The sequence below is a fragment of the Actinopolyspora biskrensis genome (assembly GCF_013408175.1).
Classification (GTDB): domain Bacteria; phylum Actinomycetota; class Actinomycetes; order Mycobacteriales; family Pseudonocardiaceae; genus Actinopolyspora; species Actinopolyspora biskrensis.
Map to the genome: position 1 here is coordinate 110,848 of NZ_JACBYW010000006.1, position 26,106 is coordinate 136,953.

Consider the following 26,106-nt stretch of genomic DNA (forward strand, 5'->3'; position numbering starts at 1 on the left):
GTTCCTCTCCTCGCGATGAGGATTCCTCGGACAGATCGTCTGAGCGGGTTTCACCGGCACGGCACGGCTGTGCCCGGTTCGGAGACTCGTCGAATTCGTCGGTCGCCGGGAACGAACACTTCGCGGGGGCACGGATTCCCGGCACCGGGGCTCGGAGGGCGGCGTCCGGGAACGAAGTTCCCGCAGCGGCACGGGAATCACCGCATTTCCCGACGCGCCTCCTCCCACAGACCGGTGACGATGTGCGCGGCAGGTTCGGAACTCGCGGAGCGGTAACCGGTGCCCGCCCACAGCGCCAGTCCGTCCTGATCGGCCTGCGCCGCCGCTCCGGCACGCAGCGGTTTGGTGAGCTGGTTGACCCCCGGGTAGGCGGCAGGTGCGGTGGCGTCGTGCTCGTCGATGAACCGGTTGCGCAGCCCCCGGGCGTTCCGGCCGGAGAAGGCGCGGGTCACCGCCGTCTCGGTGAAGCGCGGGTCGGCCAGCGCGTCCTTGTGCGGCTGTGCGGCACCGGACTCGGGACAGCGCAGGAAGGCGGTCCCGAGCTGGACCGCCGTGGCCCCCGCGCGCAGGGCGCGCGCCACGTCCGCTCCGCCGTGACAACCGCCCGCGGCGATCAGCGGGAGAGCGATGTGCGCACGGACCCGCTCCAGCAGCTCGAACGTGCTCACCCCGTCGTCGGGGGCCTCCACGTCGTAGGTGGCGCGGTGACCACCGGCCTCGCTGCCCTGCACGGCCAACACGTCCACGCCGCGCCGCTCGGCGATCCGAGCCTCCTCGAGAGTGGTCACGCTGGCCACGACGAGGGTGTTCACCCCGTGCAGCCTGGAGACGACCTCCTCCGGAGGAGGGCCGAAGGTGAAGGACACCATCGCGACCGGATCGCGTTCCAGCAGGTCCACCTTCTCCTCGAAGCGGTCGCGGTCGGCCGGATCCGTCTCGGGCGTCGTCGCCCCGTAGCGTTCGGCCTCACCTTCGAGCTCGGCCCGGTAGGCGGCAACCGCGTCCGGTTTGTCCTGCGGCTTGCTCGGCACGAACAGGTTCACCCCGAAGTTCGTCACCCGCTGCGCTCGAACCTCGGCGAACTGCTTCTCCAAGGCCTCCGGAGTCTTGTAACCGGCGGCGAGAAAGCCGGTGCCGCCTGCTCCGGCCACGGCAGCCACGAGGGCTGGAGTGGAGGGGCCGCCCGCCATCGGGGCGGCGATGACGGGGACTTCCAGTTCGGAAAGGGTGAACACCGCGCGAACTCCTGTTCGTCTGTCGGGGTCGTCGTTTCAGCTGTCCCGGACGCTGCCCGGGGTCGTTCCGGGGCGTGTTTCCCAGGACGTCAATCGCAGCGCCAGCACCACCAGCGCGCCGCCGAGCAGCACCGCACCGCCGATGAGCAGCGCGGGCCGGTAACCGGCCGCCAGAGTCGGTTGCACGGCCAGCGGTCCCGCGATCTGCCCGAGACCGTAGGCCGAGGTGAGGGCCGCCGCCGCTCGCGGCACGCGCAGCGCGGCTCCGGAGGCCAGTGCCAGGGTCGTGATCCCCATGAAGGTGCCGCCGAAGACGACGGCCGCGAGGATCACCGCCACGGGGTTTCCGGTGAGCCCCGGCAACGCGACCGCGACGGTCTGCAGCAGCAGGGCGGCCACGAGCAGCGTCGGCGTGGAGAACCCCCTGGAGAGTCGTGACCACAGCACGCAGGAGGGGACGGCGGCCAGCCCGACCAGCACCCACGCGCCGTTGCCCAGCCAGCTCAGGTCGGCGTCGGCGAGCGCGGCCACCAGGAAGGTCGCCGCGATGATGTATCCGACCCCTTCGAGGAAGTAGCCGAGCAGCAGCAGCCCGAACGCTCTGGCACGGCCCGGGACGACGTCCTCCGATGCTTCTGCCGTGCTCGAAGGCGGCGTGGCCCTGTCCAGCAACGTCCACACCGGGGCACCGAGCAGAGCGGCCAGCACCGCGCACACCAGCCAGGAGACGCCCCACGAGGAGGTCGACCCGAGCAACAGCACGGCTCCCCCGGAAAGCGTGATGCCCAGGCCCACACCTCCGTAAGCCCACCCGGAGAGGTGCGGATTGCGTCGCAACGTGCGCAGTACCGCCTGGGCCGAGACGACGAAGATGACGGCGCTGGCCACACCGGCGAGGAACCGCAGCACCATCCAAACCGGAGGATCGGTGCTCAGCGGCATCGCCGCGATGGAAGCGACGAGCACCAGGAGCCAACACCTGAGGAATCCCCCGGAAAGAGCCAGCGCCGGGAACACGATGAGCAGCAGAGCGCCCACGAGGTAACCAACGTAGTTGGCCGTGGCGATCCAGGCCCCCGCGTCGGCGGTCAGGCTCGCCTGCCGTTCCATGAGCGGCAGGATCGGGGTGTACGCGAAGCGCCCCACTCCCATGGCCGCCGCGAGAGCCAGCGCGCCGCGCCACAGGATTCCGCGCTCGTCCGCCAAAACGGACGAACCGGATGCGGTCGAACCGGAAACGGTCATGGACGGCATTCTTCCAGGAGCCACATGAAACTCCCGATCCTCGACAAGTGATTTACACGTCCCGCTGCAGCCGCGACCGACGAACGATTTTCATCCGGACGATCACGGCAGGATCAACCCTCACAAAGCCCCCATCCCCACGCAACAGGAACAGGAATGATGTGCAGCACACGAATCGATCCCGAATCAACACGGCGGTGGTCAGCACCAGGACCACCGAACCACGCCCGAATCAATTGACGAAAAATTCACCCCGAATAAAGGACGTGTACACCACTCGCGGACTCGCCTCGCACACGGACACGAAACGCACACGGAAAGCACGGCGCCGCGCTACGCCGATCGAGTGTAAACCGTTCTTCCTGCCGCGGAAGAGCGAGAGGCGGACCCGGCGGCACGATCTCAGGAGGTTTTCTCTGGCTCGGCGCGGTTTCGGTCTTCGCGCTTTCCCGGACGCTCGGGACAATCGGCGCACCGCCGGCGGTGCCCCTCGACGGATCCTGGTTCATCAGCGTCATCACCAGCACCCAGCCCCTCTCCCGTGAACCGGTTCCGTTTCTCGCACCGCGAGGAGGTGATCTCGCCCGGCTGGCGAACGGCCGAGGCCACCTCGGGGGTCCGGTTCCGAAGCGGGGGTTCTCACGCTGACCGTCCAGGGTCCACTTCGGTAGCCCCCTCCTCAGCACTCCACCCGTGGACATCCCCACCACGTGTGCGCTGTCGATCCCCAACGCATCCAGCACGGCCACGCTGCCACGTCCACAGTGTTGGAACGTGCGACGGCAGCGAAGCGCGGAACCCCCGCTCAGCTCGTACGATCCGAGGAGCAGCCCAGTGCGAAGCCGGCACCGCCGTCGGAGGGAGCTGGTATGACGAGTGGCACCGCACGCGAGAGCAGCGACCTCCGACGCACCCGCGGAAGTGGTCTCGTCATCGGCGCGTCGATCATCGCGGCGTTCGGCGGGTTGCTGTTCGGCTACGACACCGGCGTCATCTCCGCTGCCATCCTCTACATCCGGCCGGAATTCGGGTTCGGCGACTCCACGCAGGAGGTCGTGGTCTCCTCGCTGCTCGTCGGCGCGGTCGCCGGTGTGATCGTCGGCGGCCCCGTGTCCGACCGCGCGGGCCGCCGCAACACACTCATCGCCGTGACCGTGCTGTTCGCGCTGGCCACGTTGGGCTGCGCGCTGACGCCGAACGTGGGGGTACTGGTTCTCGCCCGTGGTCTCCTCGGAGTGGCGATCGGGGTCTCCTCGCTCGTCGTTCCCGGCTACATCGCCGAGATGGCACCTCCGCACCGGCGCGGCACGCTCGTGTCCCTGCACCAGTTCATGGTCACCGTCGGCATCCTCGTCTCGTACCTCGTCGGCTACGGCCTGTCCTCCACAGGAGCGTGGCGATGGATGCTCGGCGTGGCCGTGCTGCCCGCCGCGGTCATGTTCCTCGGGTTGCTGCGACTGCCGGAGAGCCCGCGCTGGCTGCTCACCCACGGCCGCCACGAGGAGGCCCGCCACGTGCTCTCCCGCACCCGGCCGCCGGAGCACGTCGACTCCGAACTCGCCGAGATCCGCGACACGGTGCGGGCCGAAGGGCACATCACCTACCGCGAACTGCTCGGACCGCGCTATCGCCGGTGGATCTCCGTCGGTGTCGTGGCCGCGGGCAGCAGCCAGCTCGTCGGGGTGAACGCGATCATCTACTACGCGCCCACGATCCTCACCGACGCCGGATTCGGCGACTCCGGTGCGATCCTGGCCTCGGTCGGCATCGGCACGCTCAACGTGCTGTTCACGGTATTCGCGCTGGTGTTCATCGACCGCCTCGGACGGCGCCCGCTCATCCTCGGCGGCACGGTCGTGATCATCGCGGCCCTGGCCTTCATCGGGCTGCTTTTCACCCAACCGGTGCAGGGCACGGTCTCCGTGCTGCTCATAGCCGCCCTGATCGTCTACCAGTCGGCGTTCGCCTGCAGCCTCGGCATCGCGATCTGGCTGGTCAACAGCGAGATCTTCCCGAACAGCGTGCGCGGCAAGGCGGGCTCGTTCGGCATCGTCTCGCACTGGGCGCTGAACTTCCTCGTGTCCGTCTCGGTGCTGACCCTCATCGGCCTGTTCGGCGGTCCCTCCGGTGTCTTCTGGCTCTACGGCGTGCTCGGCCTGTTCGGGTTGATCTACCTCTACCGCTGGCTGCCGGAGACCAAGAACCGCACTCTCGAGGACATCGAAGCCGAGCTCACCAGCCGCACCGAGCGGCGGCGAACCCGCCGCGAGATGTGACACGGCGGCTGCGCTCCTCCCCTCCCGGGCGCCGAGCAGGGCCGCACCCAGCGGCGAGCCGGGGGAGCAGGAGGAGTGCGCAATCAGGTGTCCGCGGAGATCCTTCCGCAGCGCTCTGGCGGAGGGACGGTAGCAGCTTCGGCATCAGCTGCCGACAAAAGCGGAATCCACTGCCGAAAACACTTCTGCGCCGGGTGGAACCGAAACGGGACCCCGAGGCACCGAAGAAGTTCTCGCGGCCTCAGCCGACAAAGCTCCTGCGCTACGGCGCGCTCGGATCGGAATGCTCCACCATCGCGGATCCGCCCCTGCGCGCGGGGGCGCGGTTGAAGACCACTCTCAACCGAAACCCGCTCGAACATGAATTCGCGTCTTGGCCCGTGGAGACTGCGATCAGGTGGTACGGCCAATAGAACAAGCGCCATCAACGCGCGGCTGCCTCGAATGTCGACCGCCGAGACGGCCACTGACAGCAGGAGGCCGGAGAGCTCGGTGGTGCCGTGGATGTCCGGATCAGCCCTCCCCGGACCAATCGGGGTCGACCCGGTCAGCACTCCCCTTCCGGACACGAGCGGCGACCACTTTTCGGTCGGCCAACGTCACCTTCTTCCCGACTCGGGAAACTCGAACATATATCAAAATTATCGCCACCGACTCCACGAGCCCTCATGACGACCTCACCGGAATCAACACCCCATCTCACGCTCAGGTGTTACCTCGAACGCCGAAGCACTGCGCAGCGAAAACAATAAAAAGCGGACACCGAAACCCGGCCGTTCCAGCCATGCCGAACAGCAGAAATCCGAATACTACTCAAAGTGATCCAAAAAGGGACACCATCGCCGCACCCCTGTCACTCGGAACCAGTATGGCCCAGCCGAAAAAATCCGAATACATTGGACCACGGAGTTCCTCCACGCAGAAAAACCCAAAACGAACAAGGAGCACGAAGAGTTGCCGTACCCCACCGTCAGAACCGGAAAAATCGTATTCGAGCGCCACAAGGGCGGAGTGAACAAGGAATCCGCTACCATAAAGTTCGACAACAAAATAATAAGCGCCGCGACTTTTATCCAAGGAGTCGACGTAAAGTTCGTCGAAGAGGACGGAAGAAAGAAGGAGCGCCCGTTCCACCGCCTGCACTACAAAATAGCGAAAACAGAGATCTCATCGAGCGAAGGAGGTGGAGGCTGGGTACCCGACAAACTGTCGAGAGAAGTGACCGTGACAGCCGAACTCGGTCTTCGCGACGCCTCTCTGGACTGGGACGACTACTACGAAGGAACAATTTACGTCGCGGTCCTCGCTCTGGAACATCCGACGAGAGACGGCTACGAGTAACTCGCGCATCGCACGTGAGTCGAGTTCATACCTGACTCGATCCGATCCGGTCAAATCATAAACATGGCCGTGAATCCCCGTAGTGGTGGCGTGCGGGACACGCCATCGTGCCCCGCACGCTGCCACACGGCAGAGGACGGCTGGTCCCGTCCTGATCAGAGGCTCGGCCCTGACCCGGGTCCCGGTGACGCCCGACGAAGGTCCGGTCAGTGCCTGCTCCACGACCTCCCCGTGCGAACGAACGCCACCCGACCACCGGTCGCTGACTGCGGAGCACTGGATCCGAGACGACGGACGCCGCGCTCAAACCGAGTGCGAGGCTCGAAAAAGCAGCGGGCTCACCCGACAAGGTGAACCCGCTGATCGTCGAGGGTGGAGCTGACGGGACTCGAACCCGTGACCCCCTGACTGCCAGTCAGGTGCGCTACCAACTGCGCCACAGCCCCGTTTTCCCTTGGCCCGGGACGCTCGGCTCGCCGTCACCGCTCATCCCTCGCGTGAACACGATACACAGCCCGCGCGCGAGCCGTTCGGGGGGCCCGCCCAAGCGGATGCCCGGGCCGCCGGTGGCGACCCGGGCACGGCGCGCTCACATCACGCGGACTCGCGCATGTCGCGCATGATCGCGAGCTGGGCCTTCTGGGTCGACATCATGTCCTGGGACATCTGGTTCAGCTCCTGGTCGCTGCCGTTGAGGATCACGTCCCGCAACATCGCGACCGCACCGTCGTGGTGCGGGATCATCAGGTCCAGGAACGTCCGGTCGAACTCGGCCCCGGAGAGCGTCGCGAGCCGGTCCATCTCCTCCCGGGTGGCCATGCCCATCCGCTCGAGCACGTCGGGTTTGGTGAGCAGGTCCTGGTAGGCGGTCTCCGGATCGGTCACCGGCAGGCCGTTGCGGCCCTGCCAGCCCCGCATCATCAGGATTTCCAGGTCCTGCTCGGTGCCGATGCGCTCGGCCAGCGACTTCAGCTCGGGATCCGCCGCGCGGTCCGGAGCCAGTTCGGACATGACGATCGCCTGGTAGTGGTGCGGGATCATCATGCGGGTGAACTCGGCGTCGACGTCGTTGTACGCCTGGGTGCCCGCACTCGCGGTCCCGGTGGCGCCGAGCAGACCTGCCAGCAGAACCACCAGCAGGGAGAGCTTCCGCAGGAACATCGCCTGCTCCCTTCCGAACGGCCTGCGCCGGGCCCGGTGGCGACCGGGCCCGGCGGCAGGACGGATCATTCGGGGTACGAGTACTGCGTCTGGGGGTTGAGCACGTCCAGGTGGACCTGCCCCGCCTGGCCCATGCCGGGGCCGGTCACCTTCATGACGTCCAGGCCGCGCGTGATGTCACTGGAGTAGACGTAACCGTTGTAGTAGTACGCCGACCAGGAACCGCCGAGGGTCAGGTTGTCCTCGTCGACCGGACCGCGGTCGAAGTAACCGATCTCCTTCGGCGCGGTGGTGTCGGTGAAGTCGAAGAACGACACACCGCCCTGGTACCAGGACTGCACGTAGACGTTGCGGCCCGGAACCGGGATCAGGTTCCCGTTGTGCGCCACGCAGTTCTCGGTGTCGGTCTGGTCGCGCGGGATCTTGTAGTAGCTCTGGAACTCGAGCTGGCGGTCGTCCCCGCTGCCGGTGATGTTGTAGATCGCGTCCGCGCCGTGCTTGGGGCCGACGTCGTCGTTGCAGGTCGGCGCACCGCCGCCACCGAGCTCATCGGTGAACAGCACGCTCTTGCCGTCGTTGGTGAACGTCGCCGAGTGGTAGAAAGCGAAGTTCGGGTCCTCCACCGTGGTGATCACCCGCGGCTCGGCGCGGTCGGAGATGTCCATCAGCGCGCCATCACCCATGCAGGCGCCACCGGCGAGGTCGTGCTCCGGGTAGACCGTGATGTCGTGGCAGCCCGCGGTGCCTGCCGCGCCACCGTCGGGGAACAGCACCGGCTCGGCGACCACCTTGGAGTCGGTCGGGCTACCGGCCGGGACGTTGACGATCGAGATCGAGTCGTGCGGCGGCTGGCAGTTCGGGAACGCCTCGTCCGGGTTGTACGACGAGACGTAGAGGAACAGGTCGTCGGTGTTCTTGTCCGGGACCATGGTGTGGGTGTGCGAACCGCAGCTGGTCTTGATGCCCTTGACGTAGCGCGGGTTCGCCTTGTCGCTGATGTCGAAGACCCGCATTCCCTCCCAGGAGCTCGGGTCCTCGTAGGACCCCTGCTCGCTCTGGCAGGTGTCGTCGGTGCGGGCGTAGTCCACCGACATGAACAGCAGGCCGCCGTCCGGGCTCACCGACACATCGCCCTGCCCGCCCGGGCAGTGCACCTGGGTGACCGTCTTCGGCTTGTGCGGCTTGGAGATGTCGTAGACGGTGAAACCGTCATAGCTGCCCTGGAAGGCGTAGTCCTGGTAGAACGCCAGATCGGTGTGGTTCGACTCCTCCAGCGGACCCTGCCGTGGCACGTTGGCCACCGGGTGGACGTTGTTGCTGTGCTGCACGTCGTCACCCGGCGGCTGGGCGGCGGCGTCACCCGGCGGCTGGGCGGCGGCGGACGGCGCGATCAGCGCCAGTCCGGTGACGGCAGCGGCCAAGCCGAGCGCGAGCGGCCTCCGGGATCGCCGTCGGCCACGTAACTCCAGCATTCGGTCAACCTCCCTGAAATCCCCAACTCGGGACTCGCCGGGCGAGCCGGAAAATCCCGGATTCTCCGGCGAAGATCGTTACACGCCGAAAGAGGTTCAGACAGGGCGTAGCCGGCTGTTTACGCCTTGCGCAGCAAGCATAACGGCCGTGTGCCGCAATGCTCGCTGGGCCGTGTGGAGCACTGAACCGGGGAACAGAGGCATGCCTGGGCAGCTCAGCCTTCGGGCACGTGGCGGAACCCGCGAGTCGCACCGCGCCGCGCGTGCCGGTTCGAGGACCGCGGGACGATCGCGGACGCTTCCCGGCGATCCATCTCCGGCCCGGAGCCCGGAGTCAACACCGCTACCGGCCCACCGCCCCGCAACAAAAAAGGTCGCTCCCGCCTGAACAGCGGAAACGACCTCGAAATCAGCGATTCACACGATGAATGATCGGGTGGAGCTGACGGGACTCGAACCCGTGACCCCCTGACTGCCAGTCAGGTGCGCTACCAACTGCGCCACAGCCCCTCTGCTCTTTTCCAGCACTGCGGTTTCTCCGTCCCGCCTGCTGTTCTGACAATACTTTACAACAGGATCGATCGGGCTTTCACAGGGGGTCCCCCCGTGAGGCCGGAAGCCGCCCGAGCGGAGAGAGCTCACCCTGCTGGCGAACCCGTGCCCGGGAGGATCTTCTCACCGAGCCGAGCACCACCCGTCCGTCCCGGTTCACCGGGGTCCGGCCTCCGCCACGGACTCCGAGCGCGGCCCGCGCGAAGCGGGTCAGGCGCCCTGCCCGGCGGTTCGCGCGCCCTCCCTCGTCCGGCGCGGATCCACCTCCCGTTCGGGGTGCCTGCGCAGGTACTCCCGCTCCAGTTCGAAAGTCCGGCGCGTGTGCTCCTCGAGCGCGTCCGAGGAGCCGTGCAGGAAGGTCTCGTTGCGCGTCTCGTGCAGGTGTCGCAGCTCCCGTCGCAGCGCGTCCTCGGACAGCTCGGCGGCCTCGATTCCGGTTTCCATCGACACGCACTCCCCTCGCCCACCGGTTTCCCGGTGTCTACCCGTTCGGAAGCGGTTCCACACCGGGGAGCGCGGTTTCAGCCGGCCGCGCCGCGCTCGGCCGGCTCGGTCCCGGTCGACTCGACGGACTCGGACCGCTCGGAGGGGGCGTTGCGCCCCAGCGTCTCGGGCGAGAACAGCCACATCACCAGCGCCACCACTGCCACGCACCCGGTGAGCAGGAAGGCCATGCCGTAGGACAGCCCCTCCGCCAGCGCCCCGGCCAGCGGCGGCCCGAGGATGGTGCCCACATCGGCCGACATCTGGAACGTGGCCAGCACCGGCCCGCCCTTGGCCTTCGGGCCGACTATGTCGGCCACGGCCGCGCTCTGCGCCGGGGTGAACAGCCCCATGCCGATGCCGCCCAGCAACGAGGCACCCAGCAACCAGGGCACCGACTCGCTGAAACCGATCGCGGCACTGCCCACCGCCGCGATCGCCAACCCGCTCACCAGCATCGGTTTGCGACCACGCGAGTCGGCCAGCCTGCCCGCGGGGAGCAGCACGGCCGCGTTGCCCGCCGCGAACACCGACAGGGCGATACCGGTCATGGCGTCGGGAAGCCTCATGGCCTCGACGATGAACAGCGGTATCAGCGCGATCCGCACGCCCTGCGCGGTCCAGCCCTTGCTGAAGTTCGCGAGCAGCGAGGCGCGGTAGCTGGGATCGCGCAGCGCGGTGGTCACCTTGAGGTCGGGGGCCGCCGCGTTCCGCTGCGGATCGGCGAGCGTGGAGTTGCGCAGCAGGAACCAGCCGACGAAGGCTGCGATGTACAGCGCGACGCCGTAGATCAGGAAGGGCAGCCGGAGGGAGAACCCGATCAGCAGTCCGCCGAGCACCGGTCCGGAGATGCTGCCGAGCAGAAAGCTGGTGGCCCACAGTCCGGAGGCCCTGGCCCGCAGGTGGGCCGGGGCGAGCCGCACCAGCAGCGCCAGCGCCGAGACGGTGAACATGGTGGAACCGATGCCGCCGAGCCCGCGGAACACCAGCAGCTGCCAGTAGGACTGCGCGAAGGCGCAGGCGGTGGAGCTGATGCCGACGATGACGATGCCGAGCACGTAGTTCGGGCGCTCACCGAACAGCGAGACCAGCTTCCCGCTGGCCGGGGCGAAGACCAGCCGCATCAGCGCGAAGGCGCTGACGATGAACGCAGCCGCCGTCACGCCGACGTTGAAGCTGGTCGCGAAGGTGGGCAGCGCGGGCGAGACGATGCCCATCCCGATGGCCACGATGAAACCGCCACTGATCAGGACCCATATCTCGCGGGGCAGCTCGGCGAGGGTGCTCCTGCCCGCCTTCGTCCCGCCCCGCGGGGAATCCGGTGAATCCTCGGTGGTCGATTGCGTCTCGGGCACTGTGCCTCCTTCGCATCCGGAAGGCACAAGTCCACGTGCGGGTGAAATATTCCCGGGCTCGCGGGCGTCCGGGTGCCCGACCAACCGGTGGTGAGCGAGCCCACGCGGGGTGCCCGTGGTCCCACCGGTGGCTTCGCCCGCCACCGCCCGTGCCGCGTTCGTGCCGGTGTCCGACTCGACTCGGGCGGACAGGCGAGCGCCCTGCGCCCACTCCGGATCACCGGTGTTCTCCGGTCGAGCTGTTGCCGAGCTGTGGCTTGGGGCGGGGACTCGGCGCGGCAGCACCGAAACGACCACCGAGGAGGCGGGGGAACCCATCCGAGCTCCGCACCGGAAACGTTCCGCGCGAAACCGTCACCCTGGAACCGCTCCGGAAAGAACGTTCCGCGCGAAACGTCCCGAAGCCGCGCGCTCGGTCCTTCGGCGCCCACGACGCCGGAACCACCACCCGAGCGAGAGGTTCCGCCGGACGAGCACCCACGACGAGCCGGACAGGAAGCCTCGATCAATCAGTCGAACAGCTCGTCCACGCCCCTGGTGTAGGCGGTGACCTCGTAAGCCGTGGCGAAACCGCAGGCCTCCGCGAAGCGCTGCGCGCTCCCCCCGTCCTCGGCGTGGGTGGCCACCAGCCGCGCCCCCGCCCGCGCGGCCGCGTCCACGGCACTGCCCACGAGGGCCCTTCCCCGGCCACGCCCTCGCCTCCCCGGCCGCACGGCGATGTGCTCGATCAGTCCGACCTCGGACTCGACGAACCCGAGCACGAAGCCCGCGGGCCGGTCCACCTCGGTGTCGGCGATCACGTGCAGCAGGCAGCGCGGGTCGTCCAGCCGCTGCGCGAGGTTGCGCGGCAGTCTGCGCTCCGCGCCCTCCGAGAGGTCCAGTTCGTCCGAGAGCAGCCCGGCGATCGGTTCGAGGTCGTCCTCGGCGGCCTGGCGGACCGGGTACGTCCCGGGCGGCTCGGCGTCCGCCCGGTCGAGGCGGTGCACCAGTGCCACGTTCTCCGCGACCGCGTGCCAGCCCGAGTCGTCGGCGATCCCCTCGATGTCGGCGACGGTCGTCGGGGAGGCGTGCACCACCGCTTCGGGACGCCCCGCGTCGGCGAAGACGCGTTCCAGCCGGAACAGGGTGGTGGCCACCTCCGCGGAGGTGCCCCACAGTCCGCAGGCGCGGTTCCCGAGTGCCAGCGGGTTGCCCGCGTTGAGCACCACATCGGCGACGCCGACCTTGCCGGTCCGCCCGTCGCGGACGGCTCCGGAGGCCAGTTGAGCACGTTCGACCAGCGCGGCCAGTTCGCGGGCCTGCTCCGGGGAGAGCAGCTCTTCGTCGTCGGGGTCGTGCAGCGGGTCCACCCCCACATTGTGGCTGCCATCGGCACGTCCTCGGCCCGTGGTCGGGGCGGTTCCGGACGGGTGGCTGCTTCACGAACACGGAGCGGCGATCAGGACACCCGGGCCTCGCGGCGGCGCAGATCGTGGAAGGCGTCGGCCTGCGCCGTGAGCACGCGCACGCCCTCGACGTTGATCCGGCTGTCCTCGACGTGGATGGTGAACACCTCGTCACCGCTCCACACGAGGTAGCTCTCCCGCAGGTAGTAGCCCGGATCGCCCTCGGCCAGCCAGGTGCCGAACTCCGCGACGTAGAGCCCGAACTCGCACCGCCTCCGGGTCAGCTCCTCGACGGCCCAGGAGTGCAGCCCTTCCCGGAGCTCCTCCCAGCCGTCGTGGACGTCGAGCTCCCGGCTCGCCACGTGCACGTCCCGGCCCGGACTCACACCGGGGGCCGGAGCCTCCTCGAGGGTGTATCCCAAACGCACCGCGATCACTCCCCTACTGCCTGGATACACTGATCAGCCGCAGTGCACCCCGTGTTCTGTGACACACTCAAACTAACTGACAATTGTCAGTGGCACATGTCCCCGAATGGATGATCTCGCGAGATGGGTAAACCAAGGGCCACGCTGGAACGCCGCCAGCTCGGTGCCGAGCTGCGCAGGCTCCGGGAAACAGCGGGCAAGCAGCAGAAGGAAGCCGCTGCCGCGATCGAGTGCGACGTCAGCCAGATCAGCCGTGTGGAACGCGGAGAACGCGCCTTCAAGGTGCTGGAGATCGAGGCACTGCTGGACTTCTACGGCGCGCCGAAGGAGTCACGTGCTCAGATCAACGAGCTCGCCCAGATCGCCCGGCAACGGCAACCGCGTCGCATGTACTCCGACACGTTGCCGGGAGCTTTTCGCAGGCTCAGCGACCACGAGCAGGACGCCACCGAGATCTACTACGCCGAAGGCGAACTCATTCCCGGGCTGCTCCAAACCGAGGACTACGCCCGCGTCCTGATACGCATAGCTCGTTCGGCTAGCGTCGAGAGCACACCGGACGACATCGAACCTCGCGTTCAGTTCCGCATGGACAGACAAGAGCTTCTGACACGGGCGAAGCCTCCACGGATGTGGTTCGTCATCGGTGAGGCAGCCCTGCGTCGTCCCATGGGGAACAGGGACATCCTTCGTGAGCAGCTCCTCCACCTGCTCGAGGTCATCGAACAACACCCGCACGTAGTGATCCAGGTGGCTCCCCTGTCCATCGTGGACCACCCGTTGCTCGGAAGTTCTTTGGAGATCCTTCGCTTCGGCTCCCAAGCACCGGATATCGTGCACCAGCCCACCTTCATCGGCGGCGGTGTCTACGCCGTCGAGGACGACGACATAGCCGAGTGCACGCGCGCCTTCGACAAGCTGCGCGCCGTGGCACTTGGGCCGGAAGAGTCACGCGCGTCCATCGCGCGGCGCGTGGAGGAGATCGATTATGAGCACTGACCGTCCGCTAACCTCCTGGATCAAGAGCAGCTACAGCGGCGGCAACAACAACAGCTGCGTCGAGGCCCGCTTCACCGCACGGGGCATCGACGTCCGCGACTCCAAGAATCCCAGGCAGGGCCACCTCAGCTTCACCACCACCCAGTGGACCGACTTCCTCGCCGACCTCCACACCCAACGATGACCCGCTGACCCCCCGGGAATACTCTCCCCGCCTCGGACGCTCGTCGACACGGGGAGGAAACCAGCCGTCTCGAAGGGGTGCGCCGTGCCGGAACCCGAGGTCCTGCGCCACCGGGTGGACGTGGTCGTCATCGGAGGCGGACAGGCCGGGCTGGCCGCGGGCTACTTCCTGCGGCGCGCGGGCCTGGACTTCGCGATCCTGGACGACCGGCAGGAGCCGGGCGGTTCCTGGCAGCGCGTGTGGCCCTCGCTGCGATTGTTCTCGCCCGCGCGGCACAACCCGCTGCCCGGCTGGCCGATGCCCCCGCAACCGGGCGTCGACTTCCCGGACGCGGAGCACACCGTCGACTACCTGCGCCGGTACGAACGGCGTTACGAACTCCCCGTGCTCCGGCCGGTGCGCGTGACCGGTGTCCACGAGTCGGACGACGGCTTCCTCGTCGACGCCCCGCAGGGGCAGTGGCACGCGCACGCCGTGATCAGCGCCACCGGGACCTGGCAGTCCCCGTACGTTCCGAGCTATCCGGGGATGCGGGACTTCGCGGGCCGGCAGCTGCACACGGCCTCGTACCCCGGTCCCGAACCGTTCGAGGGCGAACGCGTGCTCGTGGTCGGCGGGGGGAACTCCGCGGCGCAGGTCCTGGCCGAGCTGTCCACCGTCGCCGAGACCACCTGGGTGACCCGCAGGCCACCGCGCTTCATGCCCGACGACGTGGACGGCCGGGTGCTGTTCGACGTGGCCACCCGGCAACGTGCCGAGCGGGAGGCCGGCGTGGAGGACTCGGGCGGTGTCGCGGCGCTCGGCGACATCGTGGTGGTCGAGAGCGTGCGCGCGGCACGGGAGCGGGGAGCGCTGCACGCCCACCCGATGTTCACCGGGCTCACCCGGAACGGCGCGGTCTGGCCCGACGGCTCCGCGCGGAGTTACGACACCGTCGTGTGGTGCACCGGCTTCCGGCCCGCCCTACGACACCTGCGCCCGCTGCGGCTGCGCCGCGAATCCGGCGAGATCCCCACCGAGGGAACGCGCAGCCTCGAGCACCCACGGCTGCACCTGCTCGGCTACGGAGACTGGACCGGACCGGCATCGGCCACGCTGATCGGGGCCGGACGCACCGCCCGCACAGCGGTCTCCGAGATCGTGAACACGCTGTCCCGGAGCCGCCGTGCGAGCGCGGACTGAGTGTCCGCGCGGACCGGGCGAGTGGTCGCTCGGCGGGCGAGCGGCGCAGCCGCTCGCACCCACCTACGCACCCGGCACCGCCGGGGGTTCTCAGTCGCGGGTCTCGCGAGGACGGCCCCGACGTTGTGTAGGCCGCTACCCGATGTCGGGCACCCGCAGCGAGACCCCGGCTGAGGTTCGCCCGCGGAACCACCCGAGCAGGCCAAGCCGTGCACTCTCTAACCGGCGCGCGCCGGCGCCCCGCGTTCGGGCGTGAACTTGTCGTAGACCTCCATCAGATAGCGGTGGGCCGGTTGCTCCACCACCCGGGTGAGCATCCACCCGAGCAGCACCCCCGTCGCGATCATCCCCAGCGTCTGCACCGTGGTCGGCGCGCCGAGGTCCTGCAGCCGACGCACCACCATGTGCCCGAGGGACTGGTGCATCAGGAACACCCCGTAGGAGATCCCCGCGTACCACTGGATCGGCTTGTACGCCGAGCGCGGGATCAGGCCCTCCCAGTCGGGGCCGCGCGCCACGAGCGCCACCACGCACAGCCCGATGCTCACGCCGACGGAGGAACCGAGATCCGCGGACAGCATTCCCTCGGTGTCGGGGGCGAAGCTGTGCAGCCACTGGGCCACCATGCAGGACGCCAGCAGGGCGGCGAAGTGCGTGTTGCCGAGCCTGCCCTTGGAGGACCAGAGCCAGATGGCCACCCCGGCCACGAAGAGGTGCCAGCGGTGCAGACCGAACCCGTCCGCCAGCACGACGTAGAGATGCGAAGGTGCGGAGGCCCGGATCGGCCACTGCAGCATCGGCAGCAGCACGGCGGCCCAGAGCACCCACACGATCCGGTTCCCGTGTCCCCAGCGGCTGCGGTACAGCAGGGCCGCGGCGGTGAACCCCATCAGCTGCAGCGGGATGGTCCAGTGCGAGACGTCTATGAACTCGAACTCCTCCGGCATCCAGTGCCACAGCATCAGCAGGTGTTCGACGAGATCCCTGGTGCGGGGCCAGAACCACCCCTCGATGTAGTAGGCCCTGGTCAGCAGGAAGATGATCAGCGAGCCCGCCACGAAAGCGGGCAGCAGCCGCGCTATCCGGCCCCACCAGTAACGCAGCACCGTTCCGCGTCCGATCGTCACGCACGCGAAGTACGCCGAGATCACGAGCAGCAGGCTGGCACCGACCTGATAAGGGAAGTAGAACGTTCGCGGCTCGATCTCGGGATGAAACTCCACGCTCACCGTGGTCGAGTGGTACAGCATCACCAGGGTTACGCACCCGGCGCGAACCACATCCCAGCTGATCTTGCGACGGCTCCCCTGTCTGGGGACTACCACGAATATCCACTCCCGTTTTCTCGACTACACCGACCCGCGCCGTGGCTAAATCGCGCCCCGCCGGACACGTGTTAACGCACGAAGAGGTGATATCCCACTCAACCCTCGGGCTGTTCACTCCGCGCACGCCGGTGAGCCCGGCTGCGCAGCGCCAGCACGAGCGAAGCGAACAACGCCGCCAGCACCGATCCCATCAGAACGGCCACCTTGACGTGTTCGGCACGGGCCCCCGCCGCGTCGAAAGCGAGTTCGCCGATCAGCAGGGAAACGGTGAACCCGATCCCGGCGAGCAACGCAACCCCCACAAGATCCCACCAGGACAGATCGGAATCGAGCTGTGCACGGGTGAACTTGGCGAGCAGGAAGGTCGAGCCGAATATCCCGGCCAACTTACCGAGTACGAGACCGGCCATCACAGCGGGGACCACCGGATCGGAGAAAGCCGCCGAGATCCCGCCGTCCCGCAGGGAGACCCCCGCGGCGAACAGCGCGAAGACCGGCACGGCCACACCCGCGGAAACGGGGCGCCAGCTGTGCTCCATGTGCTCGGCCGGACCCGGCTGCCCCCCGTCGCGCCGCAGCACCGGCACGGTGAACCCGAGCAGCACCCCGGCGATCGTGGCGTGCACCCCCGACTCGTGCACCAGGATCCAGGTGAGGAAGCCGAGGGGGAGCAGGGCCCACCACCAGGACTTCCGCAGCTGGACGAGCGCGCCGAACGCGATCAGGGGCAGCAGCGCCCCCAGCAGCGGAACGGCGTGGAAATCGTCGGTGTAGAAAACGGCGATGACGGTGATGGCGAGCAGATCGTCCACCACGGCCAGCGTGAGCAGGAAGGCGCGCAGTGAGCTCGGCAGGTGCTTTCCGATGATGGCGAGCACCGCCAGCGCGAAGGCTATGTCGGTGGCGGTGGGGATGGCCCACCCCTGCGCCGCCGGGCCGCTGGCACTCGCCGCGATCAGGAGGTAGACCAGGGCGGGCACGACCATTCCGCAGATCGCCGCCACGACCGGCAGCACGGCTCTGCGCGGATTGCGCAGGTCACCAGACACGAACTCGCGTTTGAGCTCCAGCCCAACGACGTAGAAGAAGATCGCCAGCAGACCGTCGGAGGCCCAGTGGGCCAGATTCAGATCCAGCCCTATCGCGGCCCCTCCGGGCCACGGCACGTACTCGGAAGCCGCCGAGTACGAGTCCCCCCAGGGAGAGTTCGCCCAGATCAGCGCGGCCACGGCCGCCACGAGCACGAGCACACCGCCGACCGTCTCCGTGCGGAGGATGTCCGCGAGCGTGCGGGCCTCCGCGTTCGGTGTCGGAGCGAATAGTCGGCGCACGGGTGTGCGCTCTCGGTCAGCTGCCATCGACAACCCCTGTTCGGATCATTACGCCAACATCGCCGACCAGCCTTCCCGGCACACCATTTGTACGATTTTAGGTGCTGTGTCCACCGATCTTCGCCCCCCACACGCTCGGAACGAACAGGATTCACAACAGGCTTGCCCGTTCGTGCCCGGCAATGATGCCCCACCGAACACGGACGGCGCAGTCCGAGAACCGGCCTCGGCCCGCTCTGTCAACCTTCGGTGAGTCCGATCACTCGGAACTTCCGGCGAAAGGCTTCGGCCGACCCGGGCGCTTCAGCCCGAGCAGCGCACGGACCCCGGTGCGTGAGTCGGGTGCGCCGCGAGGCGACAGGGAACGTGACGCAGGACACCGCTCGTGGTTCCCCGGCGCAGCGAGGCACCGCCTCACGCGACGGCTGACCGAGCACCCACGCGAGGCTCCGCTACGAGTTGTTCGCGTGGGACGCACCGGCGGGATGCGTGTGCACGGTCGCCCCTTCCAGGCGGGGAAGCTCACCACGGAGCCTGCGTTCGGCTTCGTGGGCCACCTCGTGAGCGCGGGACAACGTGAGACCGCCGAAGACGCCGAGCTCGACCTCGGCGTGCAGAGCGTGCCCGATCCACCGCAGCCGCACAGCGTCGACGGTCCGCACCTCGGGATGCCCCTCCAGGGCCTCGCTCGCCCGATCCACCAGCTCCGGGGCGACCGAATCCATCAGCCTGGCCAGCACCCGCTTAGCCGCCGAGTACGTCACCACGGCGATGGCGAAGCCGATCGCCAGCCCCACGAGCGGATCGGCGAACGACCAGCCCGCGGCGGAACCGGCGGCCGCGAGCACCACCCCGAGCGAGGTCAACGAGTCGGTACGAGCGTGGAGGCCGTCCGCCACCAGAGCGGCCGAGCCTATGCGGCGCCCGGTCCGAACGCGGACCACCGCGGCGATCTCGTTGCCGACGAACCCGACCACACCGGCCGCGGCCACGATCAGCGGATCGCTCATGTCCCCGGGGGAGAGCAACCTCCCCGCCGACTCGACCAGAGCGGCCACGGCCGAAACGGCTACGACCAGTACGACGACCACCCCGGCCACGTCCTCGGCCCGCCCGTACCCGTAGGGAAACCGCCGGGTGGCCGGGCGGCGGCCAAGCAGGAAGGCGATCCCGAGCGGAACCGCCGTCAGGGCGTCGGCCACGTTGTGCAGGGTGTCGGAAAGCAGGGCCACCGACCCGGACAGCGCGAACACGGCGGCCTGCCCGGCCGCGGTGACTCCCAGCGCCAGCAGCGAGATCCACAGGGCCCGCATCCCCGCCCGGCTCGTCTCCATCGCTCGATCGACACGTTCCGCCGTGTCGTGCTCGTGGGGGACGAACAGGTGCGCCAGGGACCGCGACAGCGCCCGCGGCGTCCACCCCGGGGAACCGTGCGAGTGCTCCGAACCGTCGTGCCGCCGCGCTCCCCACCCGTTGTCGGGGCCGGAACCGGACGTGCCCATCACCGACTCCTCCAGCTGCTTGCGACGTGACCGGACAGTCGGCAGTATATGTGCTCATGTACGCACGCGACGACATCGCAGCAGCGGAACAGTGGCAACAGCTGCCGAGCGGCGAGCACGTGCGAGCGGCCACGGAGGCCTTCCGGATGCTGTCCGACTCGACCAGGGTGCGGCTGCTGTGGCTGATGTGCGGCGCGGAGCACGACGTGGCCACGCTGGCCGCCCGGGTCGGCGTGGCCCGGCCCGCGGTGTCGCAGCACCTGGCCAAACTCAGGCTCGCCGGGCTCGTCACACTCCGGAAAGAGGGCAGACGAGCGCTCTACCGAGCACGCGGGGGCCACGTGCGCCGCCTGCTCGCCGAGGCCGTCGAAGCGGCCGACCACCGGCTGACCGGAACGGAAGAGCACGACTGAGCCTTCCGGACCTGCGGAGCTCCTCCGCTCCCGGAACGTGGTCCCGACCCGCGCGGGAGCAGCCCTCGCGGTGGAAGGACCGCACGCCCCGCGCACAGCAAAAGGGCCCTGCCCGGCGTGAACCGCCGAACAGGGCCCTTCTCGAATTCGCGACCACAGTGGCCGCTCGTGGAGGTGCCGGGATTCGAACCCGGGTCCTCTGTCGCCTCACCAAGGCTTCTCCGTGCGCAGTCCGCTATGTCACTGCTTGGCTTCACCGGTCACGCGGACAAGCCGGTGTGACAAGCCCAGCCGCTGTGCGGTGTCCCGTTAGGCCCCGCGACCAAGCCCAACGGTGAGTCCCCTAAACGATGCCGGGGTCCGGGTCGGAGACTCACCCGGTCCGACAGAGTCGCTACTCGCTCAGGCGGCGAGTGCGAACTCGCGCTGACTCTTGTTGTCGGCGCTTGTTAATTTACGGCGACGCTTTCGGTGGTCTTCCGCCTGCACCGGCACGCTTCCCTTGGCTCAACGGCCAGAGTCGAAACCGTTCACCCCCGTGTTCTGTTTTCCAACAGCCCGGACCCCTGTGGCCTCGCACCACGGCGTCCTCGTCAAGTGTAACGCCTCGCAGCCGCGCGATCATTCCCGGATCACGTCACGATCCGGACTCGATCTCGCGAGCCGGCTCCGCGGCCTTCGCACCCACCCGTCCCTCGGGACGATCCGCGACCTCGGTGACCGCGTCCGCGCCCTAACCGAGCAACCGCGTGGACGCCCCGCCCAACACCGGACGCGGGAACGGTATTCCCGGCCTCCGGCCCGCGGGACCGCTCGTCCGGCGGTCCCGAGCTCGGCCTACCTTCCCGGGGCCTCGGTGTCCTCCACCGCCCCGGGGACGGATCACGGGACGAACCGGAAGCCGGGCCCACTCGACTCCCCTCGTCGCACGCGCACCGGGGCGATCAGCGCATCCCCTTGCGGTGCTGCCCTATGGCCCGGGCCATCTCGCGCTCCGCGTCCCGCTTGGCCATGTCCCTGCGCTTGTCGTGGACCCGCTTACCGCGTGCCAGCGCCAGTTCGACCTTGGCCTTGCCGTCCGAGAAGTACAGCGAGAGCGGAACGAGACTCAGCCCGCTCTCCTTGGTCTTGCCCATCAACCGTTCGATCTCGTCCCGGTGCAGCAGAATCTTGCGGGACCTGCGTGGAGCGTGGTTCGTCCACGTGCCCTCGGTGTACTCCGGGATGTGCATGTTCCGCAGCCACACCTCGCCGTGATCGATCGTGGCGAAGGAGTCGACCAGCGAGGCACGTCCCTGGCGCAGGCTCTTCACCTCGGTACCGGTCAGGGCCATGCCCCCCTCGTAGGTGTCCAGCACAGTCCAGTCGTGCCGCGCCTTGCGATTGCGCGCGATCAGGTTGTGGCCACGTTCCTTCGGCATACCGCGAGGATAGCCCCGAAGCGCGGGACGTGACGACGCGGTTTCCTCCGCGGCGCCGTGTGCGGTGCCACGCGAAGGCGTGAAGCACCGCACACGCCCCGGACGAGTCGGCGGAAAGCGCGCGACCTCCGGGTTCCGCACCCGCCGGGAGCGCGGAACGGGAGTCCTGGGTCAGATCCGCACGTACAACCGCAGGGTCAGGTACCCCGTCAGCCCCGAGATCACCGAGGCGACCAGAACCAGGACCGGCGAGACGAAGGCGATGTCGGCATAGCTGACCGGGGTCAGCAGTCCGGCGTTGGTGAGCGGCTGCATGAGCCCGTCGAGGAAGGCCTCCTTGATCACGACGAGCAGTCCCACCGCTGCGAGGGAACCGATGATGCCCGAAACCATCGCCTCGAGCAGGAAGGGCAGCTGGGTGTACCAGCGCGAGGCCCCGACCAGGCGCATGATCCCGGTTTCCGTGCGCCTGTTGAACGCGGAAAGCTGAATGGTGTTCGAAATCAGCAGCAGGGCCGCGAACGCCTGCAGGGCCGCGATCAGGAAGGTCCCGTCCCGGACGTCGTTGAGCTTGCCGACCATCTGCTGCACGAACTCGGACTGGTTGTCGACGTTGGCCACCCCGGCGCTGTCGCCGAACTGCTGCTGAACGGCTGCGGGATCGACGTTCTGACCCAGCTCGACCCACAGAGCGGCGGGCAGCGCCTCCGGACGCGCGATCTCGCGCAGTTCCGGCCTGTTTTCGAACTTCTTGATCGCCCGCTGGTACACCTGCTGCCGGTTCTGGTACTCCACCGACTGCACCCCGGAGGCCTGTTCCAGTTCGGAGCGAAGGCCTGCGCACGGTTGCTGTTCACAGGTGGAGTCGTTCGCGCTGACGTCGTCGTTGAGGTAAACCACGACATCGGCCGCCTGCTGCAGCGATTCCTGGGCCTGATCCACCTTGCGGACCACGACCAGACCGCTGCCCAGCAGCGTGAGGGAGACCGCCGTGGTCAGGATCATCGCGATCGTCATCGACACATTGCGACGAAGGCCGTTGACGACCTCGCTGGATACGAAGCTCGCGCGCATCTTGAGTCAGCTTTCGGTGCGGTCTGAGGCTGGAGAAGTCGGAAGAAGCGGCCGGCCACGGCCGGGAGGTCGACTCAGCGACCCACGCCGTACACGCCACGGGCGTCGTCACGGATGACCTTGCCGTGGCTGAGCTCGACGACCCTTCTGCGCATGGAATCGACGATGGAGTGATCGTGGGTGGCCATGACCAGCGTGGTCCCGGTGCGATTGATGCGCTCGAGCAGGAGCATGATGTCCTGGCTCGTGTCCGGATCCAGATTTCCGGTGGGCTCATCGCACATCAACACCAGTGGGCGGTTGACGAACGCCCGCGCTATAGCCACGCGCTGCTGCTCACCGCCGGAGAGCTCGGCCGGCATGCGATCGGCCTTGCCGTCGAGCCCGACGAGCTGCAGCACCTCGGGAACCACCTTGCGGATCGTGTGCCTCGGCTTCCCGATGACTTCGAGCGCGAACGCGACGTTCTCGGAGACGGTCTTGTTGTTCAGCAGGCGGAAGTCCTGGAAAACACAACCAACTCGCTGACGCAGCTTCGGAACGCGCCTGCGCGGGAGCTTCGCGACGTTCCAGTCGGCGACGATGACCCGTCCGTCACTGGGCACCTCCTCGCGCAGCAACAGCTGAAGGAAGGTCGACTTCCCCGAGCCCGACGGCCCGATGAGAAACACGAACTCGCCTTTGTCCACCGAGACCGAGACGTCGTCGAGGGCGGGGCGCGCCAACGTCTTGTACGTCTTTGACACGTGTTCGAGCCGGATCACGGTCAGTGAGCTTACCTGTGGCCCTTCGCCGGACCGTCACTCACCCGTACTAGTCGACGCAGCGGAGTCGACAGCTCACCGTAGCCACCCCTCGAAGGCCGGTGAGTCGGTCAGCCCTGCTTCTGCTGATCGTGCTGCTGCCTGCGCCAGCGGATGCCCGCCTCGAGAAGCCCGTCGATCTGCCCCTCCAGCACGACCTCCGGATTGCCCATCTCGTAGCCGCTGCGCAGGTCCTTGACCATCTGGTAGGGGTGCAGGACGTAGGAACGAATCTGGTTCCCCCAACCGGACCCGCTGCTGTCGCGGAGCGCGTCGAGCTCGGCACGCTCCTCCTCGCGCTTGCGCGCCAGCAGCTTGGACTGCAGCACCCGCATGGCGGCAGCCCTGTTCTGCAGCTGGGACTTCTCGTTCTGGCAGGACACGACGATACCGGTCGGGTAGTGGGTGAGCCGCACGGCGGAATCCGTGGTGTTCACGCTCTGTCCGCCGGGCCCGGAGGAACGGAAGACGTCCATGCGGATGTCCTTCTCCGGGATCTCCACGTGATCGGTCTCCTCCACCACGGGCAGCACCTCGACACCGGCGAAGGAGGTCTGCCTGCGCCCCTGGTTGTCGAACGGCGATATCCGCACCAACCGGTGCGTGCCCTGCTCCACGGAGAGCGTGCCGTACGCGAAGGGGGTGTCGACGCGGAAAGTCGCCGATTTGACCCCGGCCTCTTCCGCGTAGGAAATGTCGTAGACGTCCACCTGGTACTCGTGCCGCTCGGCCCAGCGCAGATACATGCGCATGAGCATCTCGGCGAAATCGGCCGCGTCGACGCCACCCGCTTCCGCGCGGATGGTCACCATGGCGGAACGCTCGTCGTACTCGCCGGAGAGCAGCGTGCGGATCTCCAGGTCGGCCAGATCCCTCTTCAGCTGCGTACGCTCCTGCTCGGCCTCGGCGACACTGGCCTTGTCGTCCTCGTCCTCACCCAGCTGGTAGAGCACTTCCAGGTCCTGGAGCCGCTGCCGCAGGCCGGTTATCTTGCGCAGGTCGGCCTGCTTGTACACGAGCTGACTGTTGATCTGCTGGGCGTACTCGACGTTGTCCCACAGATCCGGCCGGGCCGCCTCCTCCTCGAGCTCGGCGATCCTGGCTCGCAACGCGTCGAGATCCATGACTCGCTCGATGCCCTGGAGGGTCTCGGACAGGTCCTTGAGTTCGGCGGCGACGTCGGGGTTCACGGTTACCCAGCCTACTTCACACGCTCACGGCCGCCGACGTGGACCGGATCCGCTCCGCCGGTGAGCGGTCATTCGGGGATGGCATCAAGCATCTTGATGACCGCACGGTTGTGCGCGACCGAGAAGTCGGCGGCGGCCTTCTCGTACGGGTCCTCGGCCACCTTGGCCGCACTTTTGGCCTCGTTGAGCTTCTCAACGTACTGCTCGCGTGCCGAGGTTACCAGCTGGGACCGCTGCTTGGCAGTCAGCATCCCGGCGTAACGCAACCGCAGCAGCAGGGGGCTGCGCACGTTGTCCGGGCCCGGCTCCGTGTTCAACCACGACTTGAAGGCACGTTTTCCCGCCGCCGTGATGATGTACTGCTGGCTGGAACGAGGGCCTTGCTTGCCGAGACGCAGCATGCCCGCTTCGGCCAGCGCGGGAAGTTCCCGGTAAACCTGGCTGCGGGTGACGCTGAAGAATCCGCTGAACCGGTCGGTTGCGGCAGCCACCAGCTGTCCACCGGTCATCGGCCCCTCGTGGAGGAGCCCCAGCAAGGCTGCGGAAGTCGCATTCAGGTCGGTCACGGCTCCTACGGTGCCACGATGCGAAGGGGGTGTCCACAATGGCCGTAGCGCGTGTCCGCGTTGACGGCCTGTTCGGAGAGATTCTCGAACACGCACCGCTTCCAGGAAAACACTTCGAGCGAACAAACCGAGTTCGTTTCGCCTTCAACGCGACATCATCCGCCCGAAACCGTCAATTCGTACACTCACTGTCCTCTGGACAGGGATAACTACTAGCCCGAACGGGCGAATTCTTGCTTGAATGCTGCAAAAGGACTCGTACTAAGGGCACCCTTCACAGTGGCCGACCGAGAAACAGGGTCGGACACTGCGACGGGTGCGCGTACGACACCCGCCGGGACAAGGGAGGTAACACCGTGCATCGCAGTCTGTTGCGGACCAAGCTCGCCGAAGGCAGGAACAAGGTAACCAACCGCGTCACCCAACGCGCGAAATCGATGATGCCGATTCAGGTCGACAACCCGCGCAACTGCATAGTCTGCGGCCGGAAGATGCGCTCAGTGCGCGGCGGGAGCAGCGACGGGCGAGTCTGTTCGCCGAACTGCGCCCGCAAGTGGGCCGACAGCTGACACCGGTCCCCGCCCTGAGCTCTTTCGGGAGGTCTCCTTCGGCCCGGCTGTCCGCCCGCGGGCTCCGGGCCGGATGTTCCGACAGGAGCGGCCACTCGATGGCGGGGCACCCGCTCACGAGACAGCGGAGGGTTCCGCCAACCGAACACCCACGACAACCCGAACAGAACACCTCGAACGAGCACCACGCGCCGGTTCGGCCGACGATCCGGTCGCCCGACCACGCCGCGACGTCCCGGTAGGGGGCGGCGGCCCGGTCGTACCAACGGGGCCCGAAAAGCTTCAGGCCCCGAGAAAGATCCCGGGGCCTGACCAAGTAGCGGGGACAGGATTTGAACCTGTGACCTCTGGGTTATGAGCCCAGCGAGCTACCGAACTGCTCCACCCCGCGCCGTGTTCTGCGCTGTATTTCGTTGTAGTTGATACTCTACACCGCCGAGAAGAGACTTTCACAGGGGGGTGCAACAACCCTTGACCAACCTCCTGAACAGCCCAAACACCGCCGAAGACGGTGGCTACTCGATGTCGGGCACCCGGAGCCGGGCGCCGACTGAGGTTCCGCCACGCAACCACCTGCGTAACCGGCACCACCGACCCCGGAAACAAAAACG

Annotated in this window: 23 protein-coding genes, 3 tRNA genes and 1 other RNA gene; 7 read left to right on the plus strand and 20 right to left on the minus strand. The window is 67.8% G+C overall.

Features of this window, described 5'->3' with window-relative positions:
* Positions 1-197 precede the first annotated feature (197 nt).
* Together FHR84_RS16195 and FHR84_RS16200 are read right to left on the minus strand one after the other, a co-directional pair.
* Positions 198-1,235 (minus strand): nitronate monooxygenase, encoded by a 1,038-nt coding sequence (locus tag FHR84_RS16195; RefSeq protein WP_179536377.1) that lies wholly within the window; start codon positions 1,233-1,235, stop codon positions 198-200.
* Positions 1,236-1,271: 36 nt separating this feature from the next.
* Positions 1,272-2,480: a YbfB/YjiJ family MFS transporter gene (locus FHR84_RS16200; protein ID WP_246300678.1), complete on the minus strand. Its 1,209-nt coding sequence runs from the start codon at positions 2,478-2,480 to the stop codon at positions 1,272-1,274.
* Positions 2,481-3,349: 869 nt separating this feature from the next.
* On the opposite strand from FHR84_RS16200, the gene FHR84_RS16205 reads away from it, so the two are divergent.
* A complete protein-coding gene (locus FHR84_RS16205; protein ID WP_179536378.1) occupies positions 3,350-4,756 on the plus strand; it encodes a sugar porter family MFS transporter in 1,407 nt (468 codons plus the stop codon).
* A gap of 954 nt (positions 4,757-5,710) precedes the next feature.
* Positions 5,711-6,097 carry a hypothetical protein gene (locus FHR84_RS16210; RefSeq protein WP_179536379.1) on the plus strand — a complete coding sequence of 129 codons (387 nt, stop codon included), beginning with the start codon at positions 5,711-5,713 and terminating at the stop codon, positions 6,095-6,097.
* A gap of 373 nt (positions 6,098-6,470) precedes the next feature.
* Here FHR84_RS16210 and FHR84_RS16215 read toward each other — a convergent pair.
* The 8 genes from FHR84_RS16215 to FHR84_RS16250 form a co-directional block, all read right to left on the minus strand.
* A tRNA-Ala gene (locus FHR84_RS16215) sits at positions 6,471-6,543 on the minus strand.
* A gap of 148 nt (positions 6,544-6,691) precedes the next feature.
* Positions 6,692-7,258 carry a DUF305 domain-containing protein gene (locus FHR84_RS16220; RefSeq protein ID WP_179536380.1) on the minus strand — a complete coding sequence of 189 codons (567 nt, stop codon included), beginning with the start codon at positions 7,256-7,258 and terminating at the stop codon, positions 6,692-6,694.
* A gap of 65 nt (positions 7,259-7,323) precedes the next feature.
* Positions 7,324-8,730 carry an LVIVD repeat-containing protein gene (locus FHR84_RS16225; protein WP_179536381.1) on the minus strand — a complete coding sequence of 469 codons (1,407 nt, stop codon included), beginning with the start codon at positions 8,728-8,730 and terminating at the stop codon, positions 7,324-7,326.
* Between the two features lie 437 nt (positions 8,731-9,167).
* A tRNA-Ala gene (locus tag FHR84_RS16230) sits at positions 9,168-9,240 on the minus strand.
* A 252-nt stretch (positions 9,241-9,492) separates the two neighbouring features.
* On the minus strand, positions 9,493-9,732 hold the full coding sequence (locus tag FHR84_RS16235; protein ID WP_425489956.1) for a DUF6158 family protein: 240 nt from the start codon (positions 9,730-9,732) through the stop codon (positions 9,493-9,495).
* A gap of 71 nt (positions 9,733-9,803) precedes the next feature.
* On the minus strand, positions 9,804-11,120 hold the full coding sequence (locus FHR84_RS16240) for an MFS transporter (RefSeq protein ID WP_179536383.1): 1,317 nt from the start codon (positions 11,118-11,120) through the stop codon (positions 9,804-9,806).
* 509 nt (positions 11,121-11,629) lie between these two features.
* Complete coding sequence (locus FHR84_RS16245) at positions 11,630-12,469, minus strand: GNAT family N-acetyltransferase (RefSeq protein WP_179536384.1); 840 nt, start codon at positions 12,467-12,469, stop codon at positions 11,630-11,632.
* A gap of 89 nt (positions 12,470-12,558) precedes the next feature.
* On the minus strand, positions 12,559-12,933 hold the full coding sequence (locus FHR84_RS16250) for a hypothetical protein (protein WP_179536385.1): 375 nt from the start codon (positions 12,931-12,933) through the stop codon (positions 12,559-12,561).
* Positions 12,934-13,056: 123 nt separating this feature from the next.
* Here FHR84_RS16250 and FHR84_RS16255 point away from each other — a divergent pair, with 123 nt between their 5' ends.
* The 3 genes from FHR84_RS16255 to FHR84_RS16265 all read left to right on the plus strand — a co-directional run bounded on the left by FHR84_RS16255 (position 13,057) and on the right by FHR84_RS16265 (position 15,298).
* Positions 13,057-13,932: a helix-turn-helix domain-containing protein gene (locus tag FHR84_RS16255; protein ID WP_179536386.1), complete on the plus strand. Its 876-nt coding sequence runs from the start codon at positions 13,057-13,059 to the stop codon at positions 13,930-13,932.
* Entirely contained in the window at positions 13,922-14,116 is a 195-nt protein-coding gene (locus FHR84_RS16260; protein ID WP_179536387.1) for a DUF397 domain-containing protein, read from the plus strand. Before FHR84_RS16255 ends, FHR84_RS16260 begins: the two co-directional genes overlap by 11 nt.
* Before the next feature lie 84 nt (positions 14,117-14,200).
* The gene (locus FHR84_RS16265; protein ID WP_179536388.1) at positions 14,201-15,298 is read left to right on the plus strand and encodes an ArsO family NAD(P)H-dependent flavin-containing monooxygenase; all 1,098 of its coding nucleotides are present in this window, start codon (positions 14,201-14,203) and stop codon (positions 15,296-15,298) included.
* A gap of 218 nt (positions 15,299-15,516) precedes the next feature.
* Here the strand turns inward: FHR84_RS16265 and FHR84_RS16270 are convergent, their stop codons facing one another.
* From FHR84_RS16270 to FHR84_RS16280, 3 genes are all read right to left on the minus strand, one after another.
* The gene (locus FHR84_RS16270; protein ID WP_179536389.1) at positions 15,517-16,623 is read right to left on the minus strand and encodes an acyltransferase family protein; all 1,107 of its coding nucleotides are present in this window, start codon (positions 16,621-16,623) and stop codon (positions 15,517-15,519) included.
* A gap of 98 nt (positions 16,624-16,721) precedes the next feature.
* On the minus strand, positions 16,722-17,984 hold the full coding sequence (gene nhaA, locus FHR84_RS16275) for a Na+/H+ antiporter NhaA (protein ID WP_179536390.1): 1,263 nt from the start codon (positions 17,982-17,984) through the stop codon (positions 16,722-16,724).
* 425 nt (positions 17,985-18,409) lie between these two features.
* Positions 18,410-19,459, minus strand: a complete 1,050-nt coding sequence (locus FHR84_RS16280; RefSeq protein WP_179536391.1) for a cation diffusion facilitator family transporter — start codon at positions 19,457-19,459, stop codon at positions 18,410-18,412.
* A gap of 56 nt (positions 19,460-19,515) precedes the next feature.
* Here FHR84_RS16280 and FHR84_RS16285 point away from each other — a divergent pair, with 56 nt between their 5' ends.
* On the plus strand, positions 19,516-19,872 hold the full coding sequence (locus tag FHR84_RS16285; protein WP_179536392.1) for an ArsR/SmtB family transcription factor: 357 nt from the start codon (positions 19,516-19,518) through the stop codon (positions 19,870-19,872).
* A 166-nt stretch (positions 19,873-20,038) separates the two neighbouring features.
* Here the strand turns inward: FHR84_RS16285 and ssrA are convergent.
* The 6 genes from ssrA to FHR84_RS16315 form a co-directional block, all read right to left on the minus strand.
* Positions 20,039-20,410: a transfer-messenger RNA gene (gene ssrA / locus FHR84_RS16290) on the minus strand.
* A gap of 406 nt (positions 20,411-20,816) precedes the next feature.
* Positions 20,817-21,293: an SsrA-binding protein SmpB gene (smpB, locus tag FHR84_RS16295; protein WP_179536393.1), complete on the minus strand. Its 477-nt coding sequence runs from the start codon at positions 21,291-21,293 to the stop codon at positions 20,817-20,819.
* Positions 21,294-21,464: 171 nt separating this feature from the next.
* Positions 21,465-22,367 (minus strand): permease-like cell division protein FtsX, encoded by a 903-nt coding sequence (ftsX, locus tag FHR84_RS16300; protein ID WP_179536394.1) that lies wholly within the window; start codon positions 22,365-22,367, stop codon positions 21,465-21,467.
* Between the two features lie 74 nt (positions 22,368-22,441).
* Positions 22,442-23,131, minus strand: a complete 690-nt coding sequence (gene ftsE / locus FHR84_RS16305; protein ID WP_179536395.1) for a cell division ATP-binding protein FtsE — start codon at positions 23,129-23,131, stop codon at positions 22,442-22,444.
* Between the two features lie 110 nt (positions 23,132-23,241).
* Positions 23,242-24,360: a peptide chain release factor 2 gene (gene prfB, locus FHR84_RS16310; protein ID WP_179536396.1), complete on the minus strand. Its 1,119-nt coding sequence runs from the start codon at positions 24,358-24,360 to the stop codon at positions 23,242-23,244.
* A 68-nt stretch (positions 24,361-24,428) separates the two neighbouring features.
* Positions 24,429-24,926: a PadR family transcriptional regulator gene (locus FHR84_RS16315; protein ID WP_026152656.1), complete on the minus strand. Its 498-nt coding sequence runs from the start codon at positions 24,924-24,926 to the stop codon at positions 24,429-24,431.
* Positions 24,927-25,282: 356 nt separating this feature from the next.
* On the opposite strand from FHR84_RS16315, the gene FHR84_RS16320 reads away from it, so the two are divergent.
* Positions 25,283-25,495: a hypothetical protein gene (locus FHR84_RS16320; RefSeq protein WP_179536397.1), complete on the plus strand. Its 213-nt coding sequence runs from the start codon at positions 25,283-25,285 to the stop codon at positions 25,493-25,495.
* A gap of 317 nt (positions 25,496-25,812) precedes the next feature.
* Here FHR84_RS16320 and FHR84_RS16325 read toward each other — a convergent pair.
* Positions 25,813-25,886 (minus strand) — tRNA-Met (locus tag FHR84_RS16325).
* Between the last annotated feature and the right edge of the window lie 220 nt (positions 25,887-26,106).